The 22386-nt window shown below is 73.1% G+C and carries 21 protein-coding genes and 1 pseudogene; 2 read left to right on the forward strand and 20 right to left on the reverse strand.

Annotation, left to right across the window (positions count from 1 at the left end; translation table 11 throughout):
- Positions 1 to 194 precede the first annotated feature (194 nt).
- Together AB0G74_RS32385 and AB0G74_RS32390 are read right to left on the reverse strand one after the other, a co-directional pair.
- Positions 195 to 488: a hypothetical protein gene (locus AB0G74_RS32385; protein WP_361153712.1), complete on the reverse strand. Its 294-nt coding sequence runs from the start codon at positions 486 to 488 to the stop codon at positions 195 to 197.
- The gene (locus AB0G74_RS32390; RefSeq protein ID WP_361153714.1) at positions 482 to 934 is read right to left on the reverse strand and encodes a hypothetical protein; all 453 of its coding nucleotides are present in this window, start codon (positions 932 to 934) and stop codon (positions 482 to 484) included. The genes AB0G74_RS32385 and AB0G74_RS32390 overlap by 7 nt, the downstream gene beginning before the upstream one ends.
- 198 nt (positions 935 to 1132) lie before the next feature.
- Between AB0G74_RS32390 and AB0G74_RS32395 the strand changes: the two genes are divergently transcribed.
- Entirely contained in the window at positions 1133 to 2185 is a 1053-nt protein-coding gene (locus AB0G74_RS32395; RefSeq protein WP_361153716.1) for an NlpC/P60 family protein, read from the forward strand.
- A 70-nt stretch (positions 2186 to 2255) separates the two neighbouring features.
- On the opposite strand, the gene AB0G74_RS32400 is transcribed toward AB0G74_RS32395, so the two are convergent.
- The 3 genes from AB0G74_RS32400 to mobC are packed head-to-tail and all read right to left on the reverse strand — an operon-like array spanning position 2256 to position 5571.
- On the reverse strand, positions 2256 to 3458 hold the full coding sequence (locus AB0G74_RS32400) for a hypothetical protein (RefSeq protein ID WP_361153719.1): 1203 nt from the start codon (positions 3456 to 3458) through the stop codon (positions 2256 to 2258).
- A 14-nt stretch (positions 3459 to 3472) separates the two neighbouring features.
- Positions 3473 to 5233 (reverse strand): mobilization protein, encoded by a 1761-nt coding sequence (locus AB0G74_RS32405; RefSeq protein ID WP_361153722.1) that lies wholly within the window; start codon positions 5231 to 5233, stop codon positions 3473 to 3475.
- Positions 5230 to 5571, reverse strand: a complete 342-nt coding sequence (mobC, locus tag AB0G74_RS32410) for a plasmid mobilization relaxosome protein MobC (protein WP_361153725.1) — start codon at positions 5569 to 5571, stop codon at positions 5230 to 5232. The genes AB0G74_RS32405 and mobC overlap by 4 nt, the downstream gene beginning before the upstream one ends.
- Before the next feature lie 335 nt (positions 5572 to 5906).
- Between mobC and AB0G74_RS32415 the strand changes: the two genes are divergently transcribed.
- Positions 5907 to 6278 (forward strand): hypothetical protein, encoded by a 372-nt coding sequence (locus AB0G74_RS32415; RefSeq protein ID WP_361153728.1) that lies wholly within the window; start codon positions 5907 to 5909, stop codon positions 6276 to 6278.
- A 60-nt stretch (positions 6279 to 6338) separates the two neighbouring features.
- Here the strand turns inward: AB0G74_RS32415 and AB0G74_RS32420 are convergent, their stop codons facing one another.
- The 15 genes and pseudogenes from AB0G74_RS32420 to AB0G74_RS32490 form a co-directional block, all read right to left on the reverse strand.
- Entirely contained in the window at positions 6339 to 8006 is a 1668-nt protein-coding gene (locus AB0G74_RS32420) for a hypothetical protein (protein WP_361153731.1), read from the reverse strand.
- Positions 8007 to 8124: 118 nt separating this feature from the next.
- Positions 8125 to 8607, reverse strand: coding sequence for a hypothetical protein (locus tag AB0G74_RS32425; RefSeq protein WP_361153733.1), 483 nt, complete (start codon positions 8605 to 8607; stop codon positions 8125 to 8127).
- 428 nt (positions 8608 to 9035) lie between these two features.
- The gene (locus AB0G74_RS32430; protein ID WP_361153735.1) at positions 9036 to 11420 is read right to left on the reverse strand and encodes a DUF6248 family natural product biosynthesis protein; all 2385 of its coding nucleotides are present in this window, start codon (positions 11418 to 11420) and stop codon (positions 9036 to 9038) included.
- A gap of 253 nt (positions 11421 to 11673) precedes the next feature.
- Positions 11674 to 12297: a hypothetical protein gene (locus tag AB0G74_RS32435; RefSeq protein WP_361153738.1), complete on the reverse strand. Its 624-nt coding sequence runs from the start codon at positions 12295 to 12297 to the stop codon at positions 11674 to 11676.
- A gap of 164 nt (positions 12298 to 12461) precedes the next feature.
- On the reverse strand, positions 12462 to 13196 hold the full coding sequence (locus tag AB0G74_RS32440; RefSeq protein ID WP_361153740.1) for a hypothetical protein: 735 nt from the start codon (positions 13194 to 13196) through the stop codon (positions 12462 to 12464).
- A 92-nt stretch (positions 13197 to 13288) separates the two neighbouring features.
- Positions 13289 to 13768, reverse strand: coding sequence for a hypothetical protein (locus AB0G74_RS32445; protein ID WP_361153743.1), 480 nt, complete (start codon positions 13766 to 13768; stop codon positions 13289 to 13291).
- A gap of 85 nt (positions 13769 to 13853) precedes the next feature.
- Positions 13854 to 14306, reverse strand: a complete 453-nt coding sequence (locus AB0G74_RS32450) for a hypothetical protein (protein WP_361153745.1) — start codon at positions 14304 to 14306, stop codon at positions 13854 to 13856.
- A 542-nt stretch (positions 14307 to 14848) separates the two neighbouring features.
- Positions 14849 to 16615, reverse strand: a complete 1767-nt coding sequence (locus AB0G74_RS32455) for a DUF2637 domain-containing protein (protein WP_361153746.1) — start codon at positions 16613 to 16615, stop codon at positions 14849 to 14851.
- Positions 16616 to 16883: 268 nt separating this feature from the next.
- Positions 16884 to 17453 (reverse strand): hypothetical protein, encoded by a 570-nt coding sequence (locus AB0G74_RS32460; RefSeq protein ID WP_361153748.1) that lies wholly within the window; start codon positions 17451 to 17453, stop codon positions 16884 to 16886.
- A gap of 25 nt (positions 17454 to 17478) precedes the next feature.
- Positions 17479 to 18042, reverse strand: a complete 564-nt coding sequence (locus AB0G74_RS32465; RefSeq protein WP_361153751.1) for a hypothetical protein — start codon at positions 18040 to 18042, stop codon at positions 17479 to 17481.
- Between the two features lie 149 nt (positions 18043 to 18191).
- Positions 18192 to 18533: a hypothetical protein gene (locus AB0G74_RS32470; protein ID WP_361153754.1), complete on the reverse strand. Its 342-nt coding sequence runs from the start codon at positions 18531 to 18533 to the stop codon at positions 18192 to 18194.
- 105 nt (positions 18534 to 18638) lie between these two features.
- Positions 18639 to 19454, reverse strand: a complete 816-nt coding sequence (locus AB0G74_RS32475) for an ATP-binding protein (protein WP_361153756.1) — start codon at positions 19452 to 19454, stop codon at positions 18639 to 18641.
- A gap of 87 nt (positions 19455 to 19541) precedes the next feature.
- Entirely contained in the window at positions 19542 to 20021 is a 480-nt protein-coding gene (locus AB0G74_RS32480; protein WP_361153759.1) for a hypothetical protein, read from the reverse strand.
- Positions 20022 to 20086: 65 nt separating this feature from the next.
- Positions 20087 to 22276: a hypothetical protein gene (locus AB0G74_RS32485; protein ID WP_361153762.1), complete on the reverse strand. Its 2190-nt coding sequence runs from the start codon at positions 22274 to 22276 to the stop codon at positions 20087 to 20089.
- Between the two features lie 22 nt (positions 22277 to 22298).
- Positions 22299 to 22386, reverse strand: a pseudogene (locus AB0G74_RS32490) (sugar ABC transporter ATP-binding protein); the annotation flags it as partial.

Here is a 22386-nt window from a genome sequence, read left to right on the forward strand (position 1 = left end):
CTTCGTACTCCGGCGCCGGACTCGCCGACGCCGATACGCTCGCACCGCCCTTGGCCGGAGTGTCCGGCTCCTCGTCGCCCCCGGACACGAGCGCGTATCCCGTCAGCACCAGCGCCACGGCACCGGCCCCTCCGGCGATCCACGCAACGGTCCGGCCGTTCCCCCTCTTCCGCGCCATGCTCTCCCCCTCTTCGTCAGGCTGCGATGCCGTTGAGAATGCTGATCAGGGACCCGGCGATGATGATGGCCAGGATGCCGCCGCCCATCCATTTGAAGGGCTCGGATCCGCCGCCGTTGCGCGACTTGTCCGCCACGGCGAGCTTGAAGACGCCGTACCCGACCCCGCCGACCCCCGCGATGGTCAGCACCCACAGCGCGTATCCGAAGATCTCGGAAACCGGGCCGTCCATACTCGGAATCTTGGTCGGAGTCGCCGGCGGAATCAGAGCGGCCAGCGTCGCCGGGTCCGCCAGTGCGATAGTCACCATTTCCCCTCCATCGTGTCGCGCAGCGTCTGCGCAGCTGCTCGGACGGTTTTGTGCTCCAGAGCCTCGTCAGCCCCTCTAACGGCCCTGAGAACCGGGAGATACGGCACCCGCGCCACCCCGGCCAGACGGCTCTCCAGAGCCCGCACCAGATAGCGGGCATCGGGCACCGGACGGGCCGGGGCATCCGCGACCAGCACCAGCCACGGCCGGGGCAGCCCGGCCGTCCAGCGGCGCATCAGCGTCTCCACGCAGGTCGCGCCGTACAGCGTCGTATCGGACACCAGGACCGGCACCGTCCCGAGCGGCAGAATCTCCTGCGGCCCCAGCGCCCGCGCGGCCCCCGCACCCTCCGGATCGAGCATCCGCTCGACGGTGGCAAGGCCGATCCCCTGCCCCGTCACCGCGATCAGCCCGTACCTGAGCGCATTGGTCCGTGGTACAGCCAATGGGGTAACCACCCGCAACTCACCCCCCGTTCACCGCACTTATCAGCCATGATCTGTGAGCCCGTGAGACTACAGAGGCTAGCGTGCCACTCTAGTGAACTCCTGGCCGAAAGCCACCCTGGTTTCCACCACCGTCCCGGCCCACCACTCCACACGGGGGAACGTGTGAAAACAGCCGTCCAACTCGCCGCCGCCGCAATGGCATTGATACTCACGGCCACGCTCGGGGCGATCCTCCTGATCCTCTCCGAGGACAACGCCGGAGCCGCCGAAACATCCTCTTCGCAAAGCGGCCTGAAGAACGTCCCCGAAGCCTTCCGCCCGTGGATCGAAAAAGCAGCCCGCGACTGCAAACACCCCGAACTCACCGCCCCCCTCCTCGCCGCCCAGATCGCCCAGGAATCCGGCTTCCGCACCGACCGCGGCGCCGTGAGCCACGCGGACGCCAAGGGCCCCGCCCAGTTCATCCCCGGAACCTGGGCCACCTGGGGACGCGACGTCGACGGCAATGGCGAGATCTCCGTCTGGGACATCGGCGACGCCGTCGACGCCCAGGGCCGGTTCATGTGCTCCCTCACCGGCCTCGCCAAGTCCTCCGGCTACCCCGGCGACGTACGGGCCCTCGCCCTCGCCGGATACAACGCAGGCTGGGGCGCCGTCCAGCGTTTCAAAGGCGTCCCCCCGATCTGGTTCTCCCGCAAGCCCGGGAAGAAGGAGGGCGAGACCTACCACTACGTCCGGGTGATCATGGCCGCCATCCCGCACTACCAGGGCACGGCCCTCGTCACCGTCGCCGGAACCGGCGCCGGAGCCAAGGCCGTACGCAAAGCCCTCGCCCGCCTCGGCACCCCCTACGCCTGGGGCGGCGGCTCCCCGCAAGGACCCGGCCTCGGCTTCTGCGACCGCACCAACGGATACGACAAGAAGACCGGCAAGTGCTCCGCCTCCCGCACCCACGGCTTCGACTGCTCCTCCCTGGTGCAGTACGCCTACTGGGACTCCCGACAGCTCCCCCGCACCGCCGCCCCCCAGTACGGCACCACCAGCGACCGCCCCGTCGCCCGCGCCGACCTCCAGGTAGGCGATCTGCTGTTCTGGTCGAAATCCGGATCCGGCGCCATCTACCACGTCGCCCTCTACGCCGGAGACGGCAACGTGGTCCACGCCCCGCGCACCGGCAAGAAGGTCGAACTCGTCCCGCTCGCCGCCGCCATGCCCTCCCGGGACTACTACGGCGCCACCCGCCCCTGACCCCCGCGAAACACCGTGTGCCGCAGACCTAAACGGTCTGCGGCACACGCACATCCAGGGCGACGGCGGGCTACCGGGCCCTGCCGCCCTTCGCCACCGGCCCGGCCTCCCGGTGCGCCGCCACCGCCGGACCGGCGGGCGCCGCGCCCTTCGCCGCGGACGGCCTAGTAGGGCCCACGCTCGGCGACCCCGCACGGGCCGCCGCCGTGTTCACCCGGGGCGTCCCCGGAGCCTCGCCCGGCGGACGGCAGAGCGCGTCATGGGCAGACAGCACCAGCCGCCCGCCCAGCCCCGGCCTGGGCCCGGCCTCCCACATCGTGTGCTCCGACAAAGCCGCCAGATGGTCCGCCACCGGCATCCCCCTGAACTCCAGCGCAGCCATCCGCGCAGCGATCAGCGGCCACTTCCTCTCCGCCACAAGCAGATCCGCCGCCCACTCCCTCCCGGGCAGCGCCTCCCGCACCATCCGCGCGAACCGCGCATTGTCCGACGGAGCGATGGCCAACTTCCGCAAGGCCCCCTCCCGGTCCCCCAAATCGAGGTCCCTGACCACGTCCAGCCCCGTCGTCAACGGCCCGTACGACCTCAGCGCGTCCTGGCTCGTCGCCAGGGACTCCGGCAGCCACAGCCGCTTCGACACCGCCTGGCCGACGCCCAGGCCCTCGTCGTGCGCGGCCACCACAACCGCCCGCACATCCACCCCCCGCGCGGCCAGCCGCGCCATCTCCGCAGCCATCTCCGGCCACTGCGGAGAGGACAGAATCGCCTCGCGCACCGGACCCGCCGGTGTCGTCTCCCGCAGCATCCTGACCCACTCATCCGCACCGTCACGAACGGCCCGCCCGGCCTTCTCCGCGCCCGGCTCGGGCTTCTGCACCGCCGTGTCGTGACCGGCCCGCCCGGCCTTCCCCCCGACCGAGTCCCGCACCGTCACCGCAATTTCCCCGACGCGCGGGAGCAGAGCCCCCATGTCCACCCCCGCCCGGTGCAGCGCCACCATCTGCCGCGCGATCTGCGGCCAGTCCGCAGCAGTCAGCAGCGCCGCCCCGATGTCCGGCGGCATCAGCGTCCGCACATCGCCGGAAGCCTCGCCAACCGACTCCGCAACCGGCGGCAGCTCCTCCGCCTTCCCCTCCTTCTTCAGCTGCTGACGCCGTACCGCGTCCGCGATCGCCATCATCAGCCGGACCGCCATCACGGCAGTCTCCACAGCCTCGGCCGCCGACGCCACGAACGCGTCTCCGGCCTGCTCCTCCGGGGTCGGTGTTGCCATATCCACTCCCCTCGTCAGCGGGACCGACGCGGCCCCCTGCGCTGCTCGTCACCCCGCGGCCGACTCGGCCCGGGCTTCCCCGCCGTACGGCCAGCACCGGAACCCCCGCCACCCGACTTCGGCGACGAGCCCTTCCCGGGCGCGGACGCGGCCAGGCCGCGCTCCTGCTGCCACCCGTACAGACGCCATGTAAGCACCTCCGCCACCGATCCCGCAGACCCCAGCTCCCGCCGGGCGGCAACAACGGCCAGTACGCCGACGGGATCCTCGCCCGCCTTCTCGACCGCGACCAGCCGCCTCCGCAGAGCGGGCCACGCCGGATCCGCAAGGACCGTCACCGCGTGATCGGGCACGGCCTGCTGAAGAACCCCGGCCATCGGCCGCTCCCCCGCCCCGGCCGCCCGGCGCGGCCCGCCGGACCGTCCGGACGGCCTCCCGGGGCGAGCCCGGCCTCCCCTCGCCGCCGCCGCACCCGCAGTCACCTCGACCGCCTCCCGCAGCAGCCGACCGGCTGTGCCCGAAGCCCGGGTCTGGGCCCGGTGCTCCTGCGCCTCGTGCCAGCGCCGGGACGCCTCCACCGCCGCCACCAGCGCCACCAGGAAACCCAGCGCCGCCACCGTGTCGCTACCGCGCCCCGCCACGGCCGCCGACCGCGACAGCAGATACGCCGACTCCCGGTACAGAGCCCGCGCCTGACCCTCCAGCGCACGATCGCCCGGCGCGCGGGACGCCCGCTCGTACTCGTACGCAGCCTCCCGGATCTGACCGCGCACCATACGCGGCGAGACCACCGCAGCGACGACGATCAGGTCACCGAGCGCGGCCACGTCCCCGGCCCCCTCCCGCAGCCCCCCGGCACCGAGATGCTCCGCGGCCGCGCGTACCCGGCGCTCCGCCTCGCGCCACATCTCCGCCGGCGCCACCGCCACAACGGCCGTCCCCCTCCGCCACCGTTCACGGACCCTCGGAAGCGAAAGGTCCGGGGCGAGCCGTGCGCCGGGGAACCAGACCGCTGCCTGGCCAGCGTCGCGATCCCCGGGCATCGCGACCGAGTACCCGGTGATGTTCCCGTCCGGCGCGACCCGCTGCTTCACCCGTACCCCGGCCGCCGCGAGCCTGGCGTAGAAATCGGCATCCGACACGGCGGCGGCCGCTGCCTCCCGGACCGTCCGCTGAAGCGTCTCCCGGACCGGCTCCGCCAGCTGGCGCCTGTCAGCCTTCTCCTGCTCGCCGGTCTTCGGCCACTTCCTCGCGGTCCCGTCGCCGTGTGTCAGACGACGCAGTCCGAACTCGGCCTCGAACCGGCGCGCGACCTCATGCATCTTCGGGATGTCGCGCCGCAGCCGCGGCTGCCGCCCGTCTTGGCGGGCCTGGGTCGCCACGATGTGGATGTGGTCATCCGCGTGCCGGATGGCGACCCACCGACAGCCCTGGTCGTCGCCGTGCGGAGCGATGCCGGAGGCATGCATCATCTCCCGCGCGACCCGCGCCCACTCGGCATCCGTGAGAAGCCGGTCCTCAGGGGCATTGCGTACCGCGACGTGGTACACGTGTTTCGCTGGCTTCCTGCCGAGCAGAGCGTGAACCGGGGCATCGAGCATGAGCGCCAGATCCGAGATCGTCATCGTCGGCGAGCGCGCCGGATCCTCGACGTACGGGTCACCCCACGACGCCACCATGTGCGCGTCAACGTGCTCGTCCCTCTTACCTGGACCGTACAGATACTCCAGCAGACCCCAGGTATCGGTACCGTCCCGCGCCTTCTTCGGCATCATGACCGCGGCCGCCGCTCCCGCATCACCTGGAGCGTCGCCTCGTCCAGCCGCTTTACGCTCTCAAGGACGGCCTTCAGGGCGGCAACCAGCTGAGCATCCGTCACCACTCCCTCGGCGTTCAGAGCCTTCGCGATCTGGTTCACGTTGTTGCCAACACGGGAGGCGTGGTTGCGGGCCCTGACCAGTTCAGCCAGCACATCGCGGGCGTCCGCAGACACCGGAACGACCCTCTCCGCCGCCACGTCCAGAGCAGCGTTCGCGACCCATGAAGCCAATGCCTGGTGATCTCGCTCAGCCGCCTCGCTGAGGATCGCCAGCTCCGGATCATTGAAGGACACAAGGAACCGGTTGGTACGAGCGCCACCGCTCTCACGATGACGTCGACGCTTCGGCACGGGTCGAGGACCATCCGATGCAGACGGACCGGCCAAAGTACCCCCTTCCTCCACCCTCGGTCCGTGCCCGGACCAAGACTAACCGGCAACCAACCCTAAAGGGCAGGGCGCCGGAACGAGGCTTACTGATATCAGTAAGCACTAACTCGCTTCCGGTGGTTACTGCCGTCAGAAAAGGTTCAGCTACAGGTGAGGTGAGGTCAATTCCGCTGGCACCCGCAGTAGTCCATCCGGGATTCCGGGCGGCGGCCGCGAAGCCGGGCGCTACGATCGCCGGTATGCCAAGCGCTGACGAGATCGTACAGAAAATGCGGGCCCTCCAGGAGCGCCGGGAAGCGGCCGTGGGCCCCCTGGTGGACGTGCTGACCAAGCGGATCGACCTGCTGCGGCAGCTCGCCGAACTCGACGAGCCGTACGGGCAGGCGTACGTCGGGGCGGAAGCCGCAGGCTGGACGCCGGGCGAGCTGGCGGAGCTGGGCGCGGACGAGCCGGTGAAGCGGCCGCGGGTGCGTCAGAAGCGGGCGCGGTCCACGCCGAAGAGTCCGGCTTCCGGGGCTGCTCCGGAGGGCGGTTCGCCGCCGGAGGGCATCCCCGCGCAGGGCGGCGCGCCTTCGACCGACGGCGCGGCTCCCGGAGCCGTCTCCGGCTGACCGCCGCAGAAACAGGGAAGGGCCCCGCGATCGCGGGGCCCTTCGTCGTGCTCCTCTCCGTCAGGCGGCGGCCGATCGGCCGCCGTTCTGCGCCGGTACCCGGGTGGTGAACAGTGCCTCCAAGAGCGTCTGTCCGTCCGGTGCGCCCGGCGCCGGGCGGTACAGCTCCTCGACGTACGCCCGGGTCTTGGCCTCCCACAGGGGGTCCCCGAGGATGCGCCCGAAGAATGCGGCCGCCACCATCGGACAGACGACGTCGGCGGCCTGCTGGGACTTGGTCCGTACCCCACGGCCGCGGCCGACGTGGCGCCACGGGTAGTCGGCCGGGAAGCCCACCAGGCGACCGATGTCCTCCTGGGTGATTCGCTCGCCGGTCACGGCGCACGTCCAGCCGTACGCGGTCGCCGTCACACACGTCGACGGCAGGTCGGCACTGCGGGAGATGCCGCCCTTGGCCCGGCCGGTGACCGGGTCGACGGGCCGGTTCCCGCGCGTCAGGTAGGCGCGGCCGGTGGGCCACCCGGCTACCTGGGCGAACGTCGTCGCGGGGAACGGCTCGGCGGGCGCCAGGGAGACGAACGGGGCCTGGCCTCGGAAGGCGGCCATCAGGCGGCGCTTGCGGTGGGAGGCGGAGCCGTAGTCGACGGCGTCCAGCGTGAACGCCTCGGTGGTGTGCCACCCCGCGTCGGACAGCCGGTCCATCAGGGCGGCTTCGATCCGGGCGGGCAGAGCGCTCGACTGCTCGACCGCGACCCACTCCACGCTGCCGCCGCGGGCGAGCATCGCCAGGGGCCAGATCACGACTTCCGCCATCAGCCCGGCCCGCGCGTCCTCCAGCTGGGCCAGGGGCTCCCGTACCTCGTCCCACGACATCCGGGCGCGCGGCGCGTAACCGTCCTCGCAGCCCGGGGCGGCGCTGCCGCCCGCCGGGGTGGTCACGGGGAAGAACCCGGCGGCCGCGGCGGCCTCCAGGACCGTGCTCTCGATCAGCTCGATCGCGCCCGCGTAGTGGCCCTTGCGCAGCCCGGACGGGTTGTACGCCTGGCAGGGCGGGGTGAGAGCGATGCCGGTGATGTGCTGGAGGCAGGGGTGCTCAGGGTCCAGGTCGGTGACGTCGGCGTGGATGGTGCGGTACCCGGCGGCCGTCGAGGTGGCCACGGCGCCGCGGTCCAGGTCGACGCCGACGACGTCGGCGTTGGCCCGCAGGATCCGGAGGATGCCGTGCGTGAGTCCTCCCGGGCCGGTGAACAGGACCACGATCCGGGGCCGGATCACGCGGCCGCGGGCGTCCTTCGCCGGTGGGAAAAGCCATTCGACCGGCCACGGTCCCGCGTACCACTGCAACAGGTCGTGGGTCTCCCGGTCCAGGGCGATCAGCCGTTCGGCGGCCATCGCGGCCGGGCCCCCGGCTGCCAGCCGGTCCATCGCCATGGCGGCCCGCTCGGCCTTGGCCGCGCGGCCGTACTCCCCGGCCTCCTCGGCCTCGCCCTCGGCGATCGCGTATGCGCACTGGACGGTACGGATCATGGCCACCAGGGCCCAGTCCTGCGCGTCGCTGTGGCCGGGGTTGGTCCGGGCGAATTCGGCGAGCAGGTCGGCGGTGCGGCGGCACTCGATCAGGTCCGGGTGCCCGGCGGTGCGCCGGAGGATCGCGGCGTCTTCCTCCGGGTCCTCCGCCACGTCGGCAAGCCACTGCGGAACGGGCTCCCCCGCGTCGATCTCGGGCATGGAGGTGTCCTTGTCGTTGAGGTTTTTCGGTGAGTGCCGGGCGGGATTCCCGCCCGCCCGGCACAGGTGCATCGAGGTCCCCGGGTGCGGCCGCGTGGCCGCCCCCGGGAGTGGCTGGTCAGAGGTCGATCTGCCAGGCGTTCTCGCCCATTTGGGCGATCAGGAGACTGCGGCAGAAGCTGACGTATTCCTCGTCGGTCAGCGGCGCGATGCCCCGCCCGGTGAGGAAGCCGTTCACGTCCGGGATGGTCATGCGCCCGGCAGCGTGCGGGCCGAGGAATCCGACGGTCGTGCCGTGCTCACGAAGGAGTACGGCGAAGGCGCCCCGGTGCCGGTCGTAGACCGCCTCAAGGCTGAAGCCGTTCGGCAGAACGACCATGGTCTGCTTCAGGACGCATGCGTGACCGACGTCGTGGACGGTCGACCGCTTCGGAGCATCCAGCGGCTCGCCCTCGTGCTCGGCGCGCAGGGCCTCGCATGCCCTGCCGAGGACGTCCCGCTGACGGTCGGTGAAGTCCTCCCGCCCCGGGCTCTCCCACAGCTCCACGGCGGTTGTGACGATGCACTCGATGTCGAACGGGTCGAAGAATTCCGCGATCACAAGATCTCCCGCGTGTTGAGGTTTTTCGGTGAGTGCCGGGCAGGATTCCCGCCCTCCCGACACTGCTAATTCAATCAAGTTTTGGGGTCCAGGTCAAGGCAAAACCGCAGGTCAGATCGGGTTTTTGGGGTTCCGTGCGGCGTCGGGACGCCATAGAACCGGCCCGGTCGGGGGGCTCCCTCCTCGGTCGGGCAGGCGGAAGCCACCACGGGCCGTGCCGGGGTGCCGGGCTCGCGCTTGCGCGACCGCCGGAGGCGGCTCGGCCTGGCGGCCCGGCGCGGGCTGTGGTCCCCTCGGGGTGCCCTGTCGCGGAGGGAGCCCCCCGGCCGCCCGCCCCCCTGCACCACCCACTCACCGGAAGATCAGCACACCCCCCCGGCCCCCTCCGAGGGAGGGCCGGGGGGTGTGGGCGGGCGGAGCCCCCCGCGTCACCACAACGCGGCTTGCGCCGCGTCCTCGACGGGTGCCGGGACAGTCCTCGCGGCCCGTACCGGAACGGGCTCGGGCGGTGCCGCCGGGGCGGGTTTCGCCTTCTTCGGGCGGGCCGGGGCGGGGCCGTCCTTGGGGCAGGAGCACCGGCACCACCACACGCACGGCTCGCCGCCGGGCCGGGGGATGAACTCGGCGACGGTGCGCCCCTGGTGGTTGGTCACCCAGCCCTTGTTGCGATCGACGTCCGGGCCGCCTTTCTGCCGGTGCACGCACAGGTCGCAGCGCCGGTTGAGGCAGTTCCAGCAGGTGCCCCGCTCGCACATGCTCCACCGGCGGAAGCCGTGCGGGTACTTGCGCTCGATCTTCTGGAAGTGCCCGGGCCACACGTGCTCGCGTACCCACTCCCCCACCTCCTCCGGCATCGGCGACGGGTTGGGGACCGGGTCGATGATGCCCATGATCAGACCGCCTTGGAGATTCAGGAGAGCCGCGTCCCGGACCCGCTCCCGCTCCTCGTCGGTGAGGACACGCTGAGGGCGCCGGATGACCATACGGAGACCGTCCACGGGCCGCTGTTCGCGGGCGGGGCGCGGGGCGAACAGGCGCCGCAGCAGGGGCTGGTCGGCGCGGACCGCCGGGGGCGCCGGCGGGGTCGGCCCGGGGTCCGCGGGGACGGCGGCGGGCTCTGCCGGGGCCGGGTCGGCGGTGGGCCTCTGCTCGCCCTTAAAGAGACGCCCTTCGGACTGCAAGGGGTAGCCGTCGCTGCGGTTCGGGAGCGGGGTGAGCCGGGCGTCTTTCGGCGCGGCCTGGGCGACGCCCTGGCGCTCCGCCCGGAGCAGCAGGCGGGCCACCCGCCGCCCGGTCGGCGACTTCACGAGACGGCGGCGGCCGTTGCTCTCCAGGTGCACGTCCAGCAGTCCGGCGGCCCACAGTCCCGTCACCCGTCCGCGGGCTACGCGCTTGTTGACGTCCCAGCGGTCCGGGACGCAGTCCAGGGCCCAGAACCCGTCGTCGAACTCGGCCAGCTCGGCGGCGTACTCGGCCCAGTGGAGCACGGTGCGCTGAGCGTCCGACAGCGGCCAGCGGCCCGCCTCGGTGATCTCCTCGTGGGTGAGCCGGTCGTCGGCGGGGCGGTGGGCTTCGTCGTAGTGGGCCATCGCCGCCTGGGCGGCGTCGTGCTTGTCGGAGAACTCGCCGGGGAGGTCGACGCGCGTACCGCCGTGGCACCGGCCGCACTGGATCGACCACCAGTCGCGGTACCGGGTCGACGGCAGGGGGAGGAAGTACATCCCCGTCGGGAGGACCGGACCGGCCGGGACCGACACCGCTACGGGCGCCGCGATCGTGTCCTCGGTGCGGGGTTCGGCGGCCGGGCGGGGCGTTTCGACTCCGGGGCAGAAGCCGCCCTCGTCCTCCCACCGCTCGGCGGCCTCGGCGACGGCGCGGGCCTCCTGCTCGGCGAGGGTCACCGGGCTCCGGTACCGGCGCACGGTGCTGCGCTCCAGCGCCGGGAGGCGGCGGGCGGCGGCCTTCTTGTCGTCCATGCGCTTGTGCCGCCGGGCGACCCGGGCGAACCGGCCCTCGTACGCCGCGGCGTCGGTCTCGTACAGGCCCGCCGGGTGGAGGCGGGCCAGCTCCAGGGCGACGCGGCCCGCGGGGGTGAGGACGAGTACCCCGACGCCGTCGGCCGCGTCGACGACGGTGAGGAACCGGGCGTCGCGCAGGGCCCGTGTGCGCTCCCGGTTGATCCGGCGGCCGCCGTTCCACAGGCCGTGCTCGGCGGCCTGGCGGGCCTGCTCGCCGCGCCAGTACAGGCGGCCGGTCCCGGCGGCCTCCAGCACCCGGACGTGCCCGGCGGTCCAGCCGAGTGCGGGCACGATGCCCTCGGCGAGGTACTGGTTCGCGGCGGCCAGGTGGCGGTTGTCCGCGTCCATGCCGGTGGCGGCGCGGTCCTCGGCCTCCTGCTCGGCCTCCGCGCGGCGCCGGGCGCTCTCCCGCTCGGCGTGCTCCTGCGGGGTGAGCGTGCGTTCCAGGGCGGGCCGCAGGGCGGTCGCGGTCGTCTCGACCCCGGCCGCCGCCTGGGCCCGTTCGGCGTGGTCGACGGCGCCGCGGGCGCAGTAGCGCACCGCGCTGTCCGGCATCTCCGGGTCGGCGTCGTACTCCTCGGCCCGGGCGGCGCACCGCTCGGCCTCGGCGGCCTCCTGGTGGGTGGCGAACATGACCTCCTCCAGGCGCGCTTCGCTGGCGGAGGAGCTGCGGGCTGTGGCGTGCGTCGCCTTGTCCACTGCGGCGGCGGCGAGTTCGGCGGCTTCGCGGGCCACCCGGAGACAGGTTTGCGGGGTCGGCTCCCCGGCGTCGGTCTCGGGCATGGGCATGGGCATGGGGGTGTCCTTGTCGTTGAGGTTTTCGGTGAGTGCCGGGCGGGATTCCCGCCCTCCCGGCACTGGTGATTCACTGACGCGGCGGCGCAGGTCCGCCGGGTTCCGGCGGACTCTGCGACGGCCGTCGGGTCAGTCCCTGCCGACGACGGTCACCGGCTGGCGCTACGGATCACGGGAGACACCGCCGGGCACGGCCGGTCCCCCGGGCCTTCAGGGGCAGCACCGGCCGCCCGGCCGATCGATACCGGGCCGGTCACCCCCGGCGGGACCGCCCGCCGGGGACCGGCCTCAGCTTCCGGGCCCCGGTGACGGCGCTGCGCCAGGTAGTCCAGTGGCCGCCGTGCTCCTCGGCAAGAGCTTTCGCGGTCTCGCCCGCCCCCCGGCCGGGCACGGCGTCCAGAGCTTCGGCCGCCAGGGCGACCCTGGCCTCGTACGCCGCCCTACGACCGGCGGTTCCGGCCCGGGGTCCGGCGTCCGCGTACGCCCACAACTGGCGCCGGGTACGGAACTCCCGGGTGCCGCCACCCGACAACAGCTCCTCCCGGACCGGGGCGGGCCAGCCCGGCGGCGGGTACCTGCGGTACCGGCTGATCGCGCTCTCCTCGACGCCGAGCACTCTGGCCTGCTCCACCGGGGCCAGCTCCTCGTCCGGACTGCCGCTGTAGTCGACGCCGTTGCGCTGGCGCCGGTACGCGGTGTGCCACCGCTCCCACTCCTCCAGGTCCCAGTACAGGGTGCGGCCGATCCGGCACGCGGGCGGGTGGCCGTTGGCCTCGCGGTCCGTCCACAGGGCGCGCAGGGTGGCGTCCCCCTTGTACCCGGCCCGGGCGGACAGCTCGGCGCGTGTGGCGTACGGCCGTCCGTCGAAGGTTTCCATCGGTGCGAACTCCTCATCGGCTGTACGTCTAGAATGATTCGCGTGCTCGGCTTGCGGCCTGTTGAGGGCCCCCGGATTTCTCCGGTGGCCGAGCCTCGCGGCCGACGGGATTCCCGCGCTCCGGCGCCCCGTCGGCCGCCTTGTATCCCGGATTGCCCGGTCGACTAGGGCTGCTGCCGGTCGAGCATGATGCTCCCGACGCCGGTCGGCCCCGTCTCGCGCCCGACCTCGACGCCGTCCGCCCGGTACCGGGCCCTGGCGTCCCCCGGGGAGTCGGCCTGGACCGTGAACTCGACGAACTCCGTGCGCAGGACGGCCACGCGGTAGGTACGGCGGGGGCTGCGGCAGGTCGGGGTGCCGTAGACCATGCACTCGTGCCCCTCGTGAGTCACGAACTCCAGGTGGTCCTCGCACATGGCGTGGGTCCACGGCGTGCGCGGGGAGACCAGGATGTAGGCGCACCGCTCGGGATCCGGCTGAGCGGCCCGGGCGGAGTCGCAGTCGCCGTACAGCTCGCCGTCGCTGCCGCCGTCCGCGATCCGGATGGCGATCCACCCGCAGGCGCCTCGCTCCTGGTGGGCGCGGATCTCCTCTTCCATACGGACGGCCCGGGCGGCAGCAGCGGGCACGGTGGACTCCCTGCGGGCGAGCCCGGCAGCGTGGGCCTGGCTGACGGCGGCCCGGTAGGTGAGCACCTTCTCGGCGCCCCGGCAGGCGGCCCTCAGCGCGTCCTTCCGGGCCTGCCCCTCCCGCAGGTCGTCGGCGCGGCGCTCGACGTGGAGGACCTTCCAGGCGATACGGCCCTCGCGGACGGCGCTGCCGTCCGCGACGACGAAGTAGTCGCCCCGTTCCTTGCCGAGCCGTACGCGGGGGGCGGGGGTCTGGCCGGTGATGGTCATGAAAGGTCCTTCGGGTCGTTGAGGTTTTCGGTGATGGGCCCGGGGCGGGCGGGGATTCCCGCCCCGCCCGCCCCGGTACGGGGGCCGTCAGGTCAGACGGCGTCCGGCATCAGCTCGGCGCCAGCGCAGTACTCGGCGTCCGGCTCCGGAGGGACCGGCCCGCCGGTCTCGGTGTCGGTGCAGTAGGCGAGGCGGGTCTCCTCCGCGCCCAGCGGGACCATCCGCCCGTCCAGAAACCGCCAGATGTAGACGCGGTCCGGCTTGCCGGGCTCAAGGGCTCGCAGCGCCACAGCCGCGTCCAGCCCTTCGTCCCGGGCCAGACGGGCCACACCGCCCAGCCACTCCGCCAGGAACCAGCGCAGGTATTCGCTGTGGCCGGGGACGTCGGCGGCGGTGGCAGACAGCTCGCCGTTTTCGAAGCCGCTGATGGCGACGACCACGTGGAAGGTGTTGGGGCCGATGAGGTCGAAGAGGGCGTTCACCGCCGGTAGCCAGACCTCGTCGGCCAGGATCCGGAGGTACCCGGCGGGGTCTGCGGGGAGGGCGTTGCCGAAGGTGTGGTTCACCGTCACGTCGGTGGCCTTTCGGTGTTGAGGTTTTCGGTGAGGAGCCCGGGGCGGGCGGGGATTCCCGCCCCGCCCGCCCCGGTACGGGGACTCAGCTCTGGTGGGGCTTGGTGACCAGCCGGAACCCGGTGCCGTTCTCGGCGAGGAGGGTCACGCCCCGGACCATGTCCTCCGCCATGTCCGGCATCAGCTCCGTGTCCATCCCGGCGTCCTTCATCCGGTTCCACAGGCAGCACGCCACGTCCTGGGGCTCCACCGTCCGGTCGCCCTCCGCGACCGTGACCCACTTCAGCTGGCCCGCCGGGAGGTACTGCGCCCGGTACAGGGGCGGCTCGTCGATGACCCACTCCGGGTGGGCGGCCAGGTACTCCGCCGCCGCTCCGCGAACGATGCTCACCCCGCCGCTGGCGTGCCCGTCGACATCGGCGAGGTGCATCAGGTCGGCGAACAGGGAGGACAGCGCGTCGCCGTGGGCGCTCCGGTACGCGTCCCAGAGCGCGCGCGCCCGCCCGGCGCGGTCCTCGATGGTCAGAGAGTCAGCCATGAGCTGGCCTTTCGTTGAGGTTTTTCGGTGAGTGCCGGGCAGGATTCCCGCCCTCCCGACACTGCTAATTCAATCAAGTTTTGGGGCCCGAGTCAAGGCAAAACCGCAGGTCAGACCGGGTTTTGGTGCTTTCGCGCGGCGTCGGGACGCCATGAAACCGGCCCGGTCGGGGTGTTCCCTCCGCGGCGGGGCAGGCGGAAGCCACCACGGGCCGTGTCGGGGTGCCGGGCTCGCGCTTGCGCGACCGCCGGAGGCGGCTCGGCCTGGCGGCCCGGCGCGGGCTGTGGTCCCCTCGGGGTGCCCTGTCGCGGAGGGAACACCCCGGCCGCCCACCCCCCTGCACCACCCACCGGCCTCAAGATCAAAAACGGGCCCCCTCCCCCTCTACGGAGGGCCGGGGGGTGTGGCGGGGCAGAGCCCCCCACGTCACCACCGACGGCGGACGGACGGCCGCGGCGCCCCGCCGCCCACCGGGGGGGGGCGCTGCGGTACGACGACGCCCCTCCGGCCGAACGGGGTTGTCGGTTCTGCACAACGGCGGGTCAGCCGTCGTTGTCCTCGCGCCACTCCCGCATCGCCTTGGAGAGCGTGGCGGGCGCGACGCCGACGGTGGCCGCGAACCGGGCCTGGGAGCGGGGCGGCTGCTCGCTCTCCTTGGCGCGCAGGAAGTCCTCCGCCAGGCGCCGCCGTCCGGCGCGGTCTTCGGTGTACCCCTCACCGGACGGTCCGGGCCCGCCGTCGTTCGCGGGCCCTTCGCGGTAGGCGTTCGCACCGTACGCGGCCGCCCCGCCCCCATACGCAGAAGCGTTCGCGGTCAGCGCCGCGGCGTTCGCGGACCCTTCGCGGTACCCGTTCGCGCCGTACGCGGCAGGCTCACCTGCGTACGGCGGAACGTTCGCGGCGTTCGCGGATCCTTCGCGGTGCCCGTTCGCACCGTTCGCGGCCGCCCCGCCCTCGTACGCAGAGGCGTTCGCGGTCAGCGCTGCGGCGTTCGCGCCGTCCCGTTCGCGGTCGTCGCCCGCGGCGCCCTTCGCGCCGTACGCGGCGGGCACCGTGCTGCTGACGACGGTCCGCAGGGATACGACGGCAGGGGACACCACGCGTTCGCGGTTCCATTCGCGCAGGTCAGAGTCCCCCTGTGGCGGTGTGGCCGCCAGCGTGAACGGGGTGCGTCCGCGCCCCGGCCCGGGGACCGTTCGCGCGGTCGCCGTGTCGGCGCCGGGGCCGTTCGCGGCGGCCGGGCCGTGCAGAGCATCGTTCGCGGACGAGGCGGCCCGGGCGTTCGCGCCGTCGTCCGCAGCGTTCGCGGTCCCCTGGACGAGGGCGGAGCGTTCGCGGTCGGCCGCGCCGGTGCTCGCGGTCGGCAGCCCGCCATTCGCGGCATTCGCGCGAACGCCGTTCGCGCCGCCGTTCGCACCCTTCGCGTCCTTCGCGGTCCCCTGGACGAGGGCGGAGCGTTCGCGGTCGGCCGCGTCGGCGTTCGCGGTCGGCAGCCCGCCATTCGCGCCGTTCGCGCGAACGCCGTTCGCGGCGGGCGGCACTTCGTTCGCGGCGTTCGCGATCAGGTGCGCGGGGATCGGCAGACCGCGGCCGGCGTCGCGCATCGCGCGCAGCTCGCCCGCGCGGGCCTTCCTCTTCCAGTCCTTGCCGTACTTCTCGCGCAGCTCGTCGTGCAGGGTCAGCCGGTCCCGCTCCAGCTCCAGGGCGTCGCTGCGGGTGTAGACATCCCACAGCCGCATCCTTCGCCACACCCCGAAGGTGGCGAAGGGGGCGAGCCACCAGCGGGCGAAGCCGAGGGGCTCGAACTGGCGGCCGTCGGCGATCCGGGCCCGGCGGGCGATCGCCCGGCGCAAAGCGTCGGTGATCACCACGACCAGTCCGGGCATCGTGGCGTGGGCGGCGGCCTCGACGTAGTCCATCCACCCGGCCGAACCGTCCGTCGGCCAGCCGCTGAAGGCGTTGAAGACGATCGTGGCGGCCGTCAGCACCCACGCGAACAGCCGCAGGACCGGGACCGGGGTCCGGATCGCGCACAGGAAGAGGTCGGCGGCGAACAGGCCGATGATCCCGAGGTCGATTCCGATCGGGAAGACGTAGGCGAACCAGCCCCAACCCCAGGACAGCGCGAGATCGCGCACCGACCGGTACGAGCCGGTGAAGCCGATGACGGCGAGAGCGACAGCGAGGAGGACGACGACGACGGCGGAAAAGAGCAGTCCCCCGCGGATCGGGACCAGGGCGTCACCGTCGGCCCGGTCGCGGCGGGCGGCTATCGGTCGCGCTGCTGCGGGCACCGCGTGCGTGGTCACGGCGGGCCACTCTCCTCAGTTCTGTCGTTGATCGGGCGATCACCGTACGACGAAGCGGACCGCCCGCGCCCTCGGCGGTCCGCCCGGAACCCGAAGAAGCCCCCTCCGGGCGGACCGGAAGGGGCTCGTAGCGGGGCGGATCAGACAAGCCGTCAGTATTCACGGCGTGCACAGCGCCGGGCGCCGCCACGGTGACGGGCGGCGGGTGTGCTTTCCTCCTCAGCGGGCGCCGGGGCCGATGTCCGCGGCCCCGGCGCCCTGCCCGGGTCTACTCGCCGAGCAGGTCGGCGATCTGCGGACCGGCGTACTCGTTGATGAGCCGCACGGCGGTCTCCACGGCGAGCTGCGCGTCGGCCACCAGCTGGGCAGCTCGGCCGGAGGGGACGGGCAGATCCCAGTCCCGGGCGGGCACGAGCACCGTGGCGGAGGCGAGGACGGCAGTGCGCTTGACGAACGAGGGCCTCCACAGCTGGGGGTAGGTCTCGCCGCGCCCGTACGGGGTCTCCCAGTCGCCCACCTCGTAGCCGGGGCGGCGCTCGCGGTCGAGGACCCGGTGGGGCAGCGGGACGACCACCTTCACCACCGGGTCGCCGTCCTCGTCGCGGTCGAACGTGATCGACAGGTCGGGGCGGATCTCGACGTATCCCGGGCTCATGACCATCGGAGTGGCGATATGCCACGCCCACGCCGTGAAGTACGCGCGGTCGGTGCGCTCGTCCTCGTCGAGTTCGTTCTCGCGGGCGCTGATGTACGCCTCGAAGCGGCTGCCGCCGCTGCTGCTGCTGCGGTCGTATGCGTGATCGACGCGGGCCAGGGTGGTCGGGGTCCAGCCGGACACGGTGTGCTCCTTGGGTGGTGGTGGGTCAGTTGCGGAAGGGGTTGCCGAGTTCGCCCCGGGCGACGGCCCGCACGATCGCGGCAACCTCGGCGGCCCCGGCCGTGCTGGCGGGGGCGGCGACGGAGACGACGGCGGCGCCGTGGGCGTTCATGCTGATGTCCCAGCCGCTGTTGGCGTAGATCCCGACGACCAGGCTGGCGTCGCCGTTGAGCCCGCCGCGGGGCGTCCCGGGGAGCCGGTCCACGACCGTCATCGTCCGCAGGCCGGGCCGGGCGCTGAGGCCGGTCCCGGTGGAGGTCAGGGCCTCGATCAGGTCGCGGCGCAGGGCAAAGACCTGGTCGCCGGTGCGCTCGGGGTCGGGGGCGTCGGTGTAGCGGCGGGCGATGACCGACAGCGCCCCGGCGGCCAGGTCGGCCGCCCATCCCCACTCCCCCGGCCCGACGCCGTGCCGCCCGCCGGCGGCCCACAGGTCGGCCAGCAGGGCGGCGGCCTCGCCGAGCACGCTCGGCGCGTACAGCTCCCGCAGGCCCGTGGCGGCCTTCTCCACGGCCGCGTACGCCGCGGCGGTCGTCTCGGGGTCGGTGCTCATGTACTTCCCTTCGTGAAACCGGGGCGGTGGCCCCGGACCATGCTGTCGCGCGGTACGGGCCGGGCGGGCGGAATCCGTCGGTCCCGCCCGCCCGGGGGTTCAGCGGCGGTTGAGGGTACGCGGCCGCCGTGACGGCCGAGGCCGGATGGTCAGCCGCCGGGCCTTTCCGTGGTGGGGGTCCAGGTCCAGGGTTCGTCGCGGGCGGCGGCGGTGGCGGCCGCGACGCTGAGGAGGGCGGCGGTGTCGCGGTGCGGCTTCCTGAGGGCCCGGTGTTCGGCCGCGCTGCGCAGGAGGTCGGCGAAATGGGCGGCGTGCCCGGTGTCGATGGACTGCTCGTGCCCGGTGGTGCCGAGTACGGCGGAAAGCGGCGGGAGGTCCGCAGCCGGGAGGACGCCGTGCAGGTGGTCGCTCAGTTCACGCAGCCGGTGGATCGCGACGATGTCGACACCGTCGAAGTCGGATCCGTGGCTGATGGTCATGTGGGTGGTCAAGCCGCTCTCCTGTGTGGGGTTCCGGGACTCCCGGCCCCTGTTAGACCTGTTAGGACCAACAGGGCCGATGAGGGTTCACCTGGGGTTTTTGGTTTCGGGTTGTCTCTACGGGTGGCTGTCGCAGAGGTCGCACCAGACCTCGTCGGCGGGTTGGCCCCGGTGGACGGCGAGGAGGTCCGAGGGGCCGTTGACGCGGGTCCAGGCCGGGCCGGGGCAACCCCCGGGGCAGGGGGACACGGCCTGCCAGTGGTGGTCGTAGGGGTCGCCGTCGCTGTTCCACCGGATCGCCAGTTCCTGACCGGCGACGGCGAAGATGCCGGTGCCGGGGGTGATGGGGTGCCAGGAGAAGACGGCGGCGAGGTCCGGTCCGAAGTCGCGGCGCACATCGGCGACGGGGTCCGGTTCGGCGGCTGCGGATGCCTGGAGCACCCGGCTCATCAGGTCCAGTTCGTCGGCGTAGAACGCCGCGCTGAACCCCTCGGCCAGCAGTTCCTCGGCGGTGGGGGTGGCGGCGTGCTGGACGGCGACCACATCGGCGGGGACCCGCCGGGCGGGGTTCCGGGCGTGCTGGCGGTCCTGGCAGGCGGCGAGCGGGGTGCGGGCGACGATCGCCACGGCGGGCATGCGGTGCTCGCGGGCGCGGGCGAGGAGGCTGGCACGGACGTGAGGCTCGGTGCTGGTGGCGTCGACGACGACCCGGCGGTGGCGGCTGAGGCAGCCGTCCAGCGCGACGTCGAGGACGGTGACGGCGGCCCGGGTGGCGCTCTGGTCGCCGCCGCAGCCCGACACGAGAGCGCGGAGGGCGTCGAGTTCGAGGCGGTGGCCGGGCAGCGCGCGGGCCACCCGGGACTTGCCCGCACCGGCGGGGCCGACGAGGACCAGGAGGGCGGGCTCGTCGAGGACGAAGGACTGGTCGGGCACAGGGATCTCCTTGCGGCCGGACTCGGTTAGACCCGTTGGGTCCAACAGGACTTATGGCTGTTGACGTGGGTTTTCGGGTTCCGGGGTTCAGTGGTCGTGCTGGTTGGTGGTGCGGGCGATGACGCCGCGGGTGGTGGTGGTCTGGTGGGTCTGGCGGACCGGACCGCTGTAGTGGTGGTGGTGTTCGGTGCGGGTGTCGCGGCGGGCTTGTCCGGCGGCACGCAGGAGGGAGGCGGCGGCGAGGACGAGGGCGACGGGGGCGGCGGCGCCGAGCGCGAGAGCCGCGGGGTCGACGGTGCCGAGGGTGTAGAGGACGAGGGAGGTGACGCCGCCGATGGGAAGGGAGGCGGCCCCGGCGGCGAGCATGATGCCGCTGATGTCGGTGGCGCGCTGGCTCATCGGGGGGCGGCCGGGCTGGGGGACGGGGGGCGTGTCGCCGGTACGGGGAAGGGGGGCGGGATCGCGGTAGGCGGTGGGGGCTGCGTAGACGGATTCGACGGCGTTGATGAGCTGGCGGGCCTGGCCCTCGGGGCCGGTCGTGCCGTGGCGGGGCGGGGTGGGGTTCACGGGTCCTCGTTCCTGGGTGTCGGCGGGGCGCGGGGGCCGGGGTCGGCCGCCCGGGCCCGGGTGGTTCAGGTGCGGGTGATGTCGCGGTAGGCGGCGGTGATCTCCTCGGGGGTGAGGCCGAGTCCGGTAAGGGTGGCGACGGCCAGGTCGAGGTCGGCGCCGGGCATCATGTCGAGGAAGACCCGGACGCGGTCGTGCGCCTTCGGCGGCCTGACCGCCGTATGCCGCCGGACGGTGCGGCCTTTGCGGCCTTTGCGGGTTTCGCCGCCCCGGTCCGGCTCGCCGTCTCCTTCGTCCGGCTCGGGGGCGGGGGCGTTCCAGTCGCCGAGGAGTTCACCGAGGCTGGTGGTCTCCTCGGCGGTGAGGCGGCCGGGGGCGGCGGGGAAGAGGCCGGTGAGGATCTGGTCGCGGTCGTCTCCGCCGAGGTCGATGTAGAGGGTGCGCATGAGGACGGGCTTGCCCGCCCGGACGACCCATCCGATGCCGCCGATGCCCTGGGAGTCCTCGGGGTCCTCCACGCCGTCGGCGATCTCCTGGAGAGTCAGGGTGGTCCCGCCGTATTCCTGCGGAAGCGGTTCGGGAAGGTCGTCGCTGCTGATGAGGCCGTTGAAGGCGCGGCGGACGGCGTCCATGTCGCCGACGTTGAGCGTGACCTGACGGCCGTTTTGCCGCAGCTGGTTGCGCATGGTGGTGGTCTGGCCGTCCTCGACCTTGCCGTCCTGGCCGGAGACCTTGATCCCGATGCCGTACTTGCGGCCCTGGATGGAGATCCGCTCGGCCAGCTCGGTGATCTCCGCGCCGTATTCGGGGCACCTGGTGGCCGCGTTGAACTCGTCCAGATACAGGGAGATCCTGCGGTAGGGGTTGTCGCGGGCGCCGGGGATCCAGTCGTGGCCGGCGGCTTCGCCCATCCGGCCGCGGATGTCGAGCAGGGCGACGGCGGCGCGCAGGAGGCGGACCATGTAGAGGGTGCCGAATCCGAGGCGGTCGACGTGGGCCCCGGCGAGGCGGAGTTTGGCGTCCTCGGTGGCGGCGGCCGCCCAGACGGTGGCGCCGTCGAGGGAGTCGGCGGCCATGTAGAGGACGACGAGCTGGGTCTTGCCGGAGCCGGAGGCGCCCAGCAGCAGGGCGTGGGCGGCGCCTCCGGGGAGGTAGAGCCGTCCGTTGACCGGGCGGCCGTCGTAGGCGGTCCCGATCCGGAAGAACCCGCGCTCGTCGGGGCGGATGAGATCGCGGGTCGCTGCGGTGGTGGCGGCGAGCGGCGGGGTGTCGAAGACGGAGACGAGGAATTCGTTGCCCCGGTCGGTGACGAAGACCCGCAGGTCGTCGGTGCCGATCCCGAAGGCGGTGCACAGTTTGTGCGCATTGATCCGGACGGGTTCGGCGGGGTCGGTCATTTTCGCGAAGTAGTGGACGACGCCGGGCCGGTCGGCCTTTCCGGTCAATTCTGATCCGGGGGCTGCTCCGGACTCGCGGCCGATCGTCTGGGCCCACCAGTCGGCCTCGGTCTGGGGGGCGCTGCGGGCGGCCTCCGCCGCGTCGGGGGTGACGGTGATCTCGGCCCAGCCGGGGCCGCCCCGGGAACCGGCGAGGGCGACCGTGTCCTCGTGGACGTCGAAGACGGCGGCGATATCGCGGGTCGGGAATTCGGGGACGGCCTTTCCCTCGGGGGCTTTCACCAGGGCGGTGAAGTCGATTCCGTCCGGGTCGTGCCGGACCACTTTGTAAAGGCGGGTATCGCCGGGCAGGGCGGCGCGCTCCCACATCGCCCGGATGGTCCGGGTGAACTCGTCCTCCCCGTCGTCCTTCGCGTCCTCGCCGTCGTCGTCGGTGCCGGGGGTTTCGATGGTTTCCAGGAGTACGGCGGCCCGGCGCAGGGGGCGCCCGGAGCGGGACAGCGGGACCAGCAGAGTCATGGAGGCCCACCAGCCTCCGGCGATCACCGCGTCCCAGCCCCAGCCCGGCAGCCCGAGCGCCGCGGCGTCGACCGCGGCGGCGGACAGGAACGGCAGGACCCGCATGGTCGTCCTGAGCAGGCCGGTGTCCGGTTCGGCGGCCTTGCGCCAGGCCCGGACGGTTCCGATGCCCGCCGCCGCGAAGATGGCGGTGTGGGCGGCGACGGCGGCGGGGCCGGGGTCGGTGTTCGGCAGGATCGTCAGGCCCAGCGCCGCCCCGGTGTAGAGGGCGCGTTCCAGGTGGACGCGGCGCGGGGTGTGCCGGACCACGACGGTACGGCCGGTGACGGCGGCAGCCATCAGGGGGTTCCTCCTCAGACCCCCTGCCCCCGAAGTGGACGGCGCGGGCGATCGCCACGCACTGCCGCTCGCCGCCGGAGAGGGTGCCGATGGGCTGGTCGACGTCGCGC

Origin of the sequence: Streptomyces sp. NPDC020875 (assembly GCF_040641415.1) — a bacterium.
GTDB lineage: Bacteria > Actinomycetota > Actinomycetes > Streptomycetales > Streptomycetaceae > Streptomyces.

What these genes read in the sequence shown, in the direction of transcription:
- AB0G74_RS32400 (WP_361153719.1), bottom strand. Translation starts at nt 3,458, where the DNA reads ATGGCAACACCGACCCCGGAGGAGCAGGCCGGAGACGCGTTCGTGGCG.
- AB0G74_RS32395 (WP_361153716.1), top strand. Translation starts at nt 1,133, where the DNA reads ATGGCATTGATACTCACGGCCACGCTCGGGGCGATCCTCCTGATCCTC.
- AB0G74_RS32485 (WP_361153762.1), bottom strand. Translation starts at nt 22,276, where the DNA reads ATGGCTGCCGCCGTCACCGGCCGTACCGTCGTGGTCCGGCACACCCCG.
- AB0G74_RS32435 (WP_361153738.1), bottom strand. Translation starts at nt 12,297, where the DNA reads ATGGAAACCTTCGACGGACGGCCGTACGCCACACGCGCCGAGCTGTCC.
- AB0G74_RS32440 (WP_361153740.1), bottom strand. Translation starts at nt 13,196, where the DNA reads ATGACCATCACCGGCCAGACCCCCGCCCCCCGCGTACGGCTCGGCAAG.
- AB0G74_RS32415 (WP_361153728.1), top strand. Translation starts at nt 5,907, where the DNA reads ATGCCAAGCGCTGACGAGATCGTACAGAAAATGCGGGCCCTCCAGGAG.
- AB0G74_RS32450 (WP_361153745.1), bottom strand. Translation starts at nt 14,306, where the DNA reads ATGGCTGACTCTCTGACCATCGAGGACCGCGCCGGGCGGGCGCGCGCG.
- AB0G74_RS32385 (WP_361153712.1), bottom strand. Translation starts at nt 488, where the DNA reads ATGGTGACTATCGCACTGGCGGACCCGGCGACGCTGGCCGCTCTGATT.
- AB0G74_RS32405 (WP_361153722.1), bottom strand. Translation starts at nt 5,233, where the DNA reads ATGATGCCGAAGAAGGCGCGGGACGGTACCGATACCTGGGGTCTGCTG.
- AB0G74_RS32420 (WP_361153731.1), bottom strand. Translation starts at nt 8,006, where the DNA reads ATGCCCGAGATCGACGCGGGGGAGCCCGTTCCGCAGTGGCTTGCCGAC.
- AB0G74_RS32430 (WP_361153735.1), bottom strand. Translation starts at nt 11,420, where the DNA reads ATGCCCATGCCCATGCCCGAGACCGACGCCGGGGAGCCGACCCCGCAA.
- AB0G74_RS32465 (WP_361153751.1), bottom strand. Translation starts at nt 18,042, where the DNA reads ATGAGCACCGACCCCGAGACGACCGCCGCGGCGTACGCGGCCGTGGAG.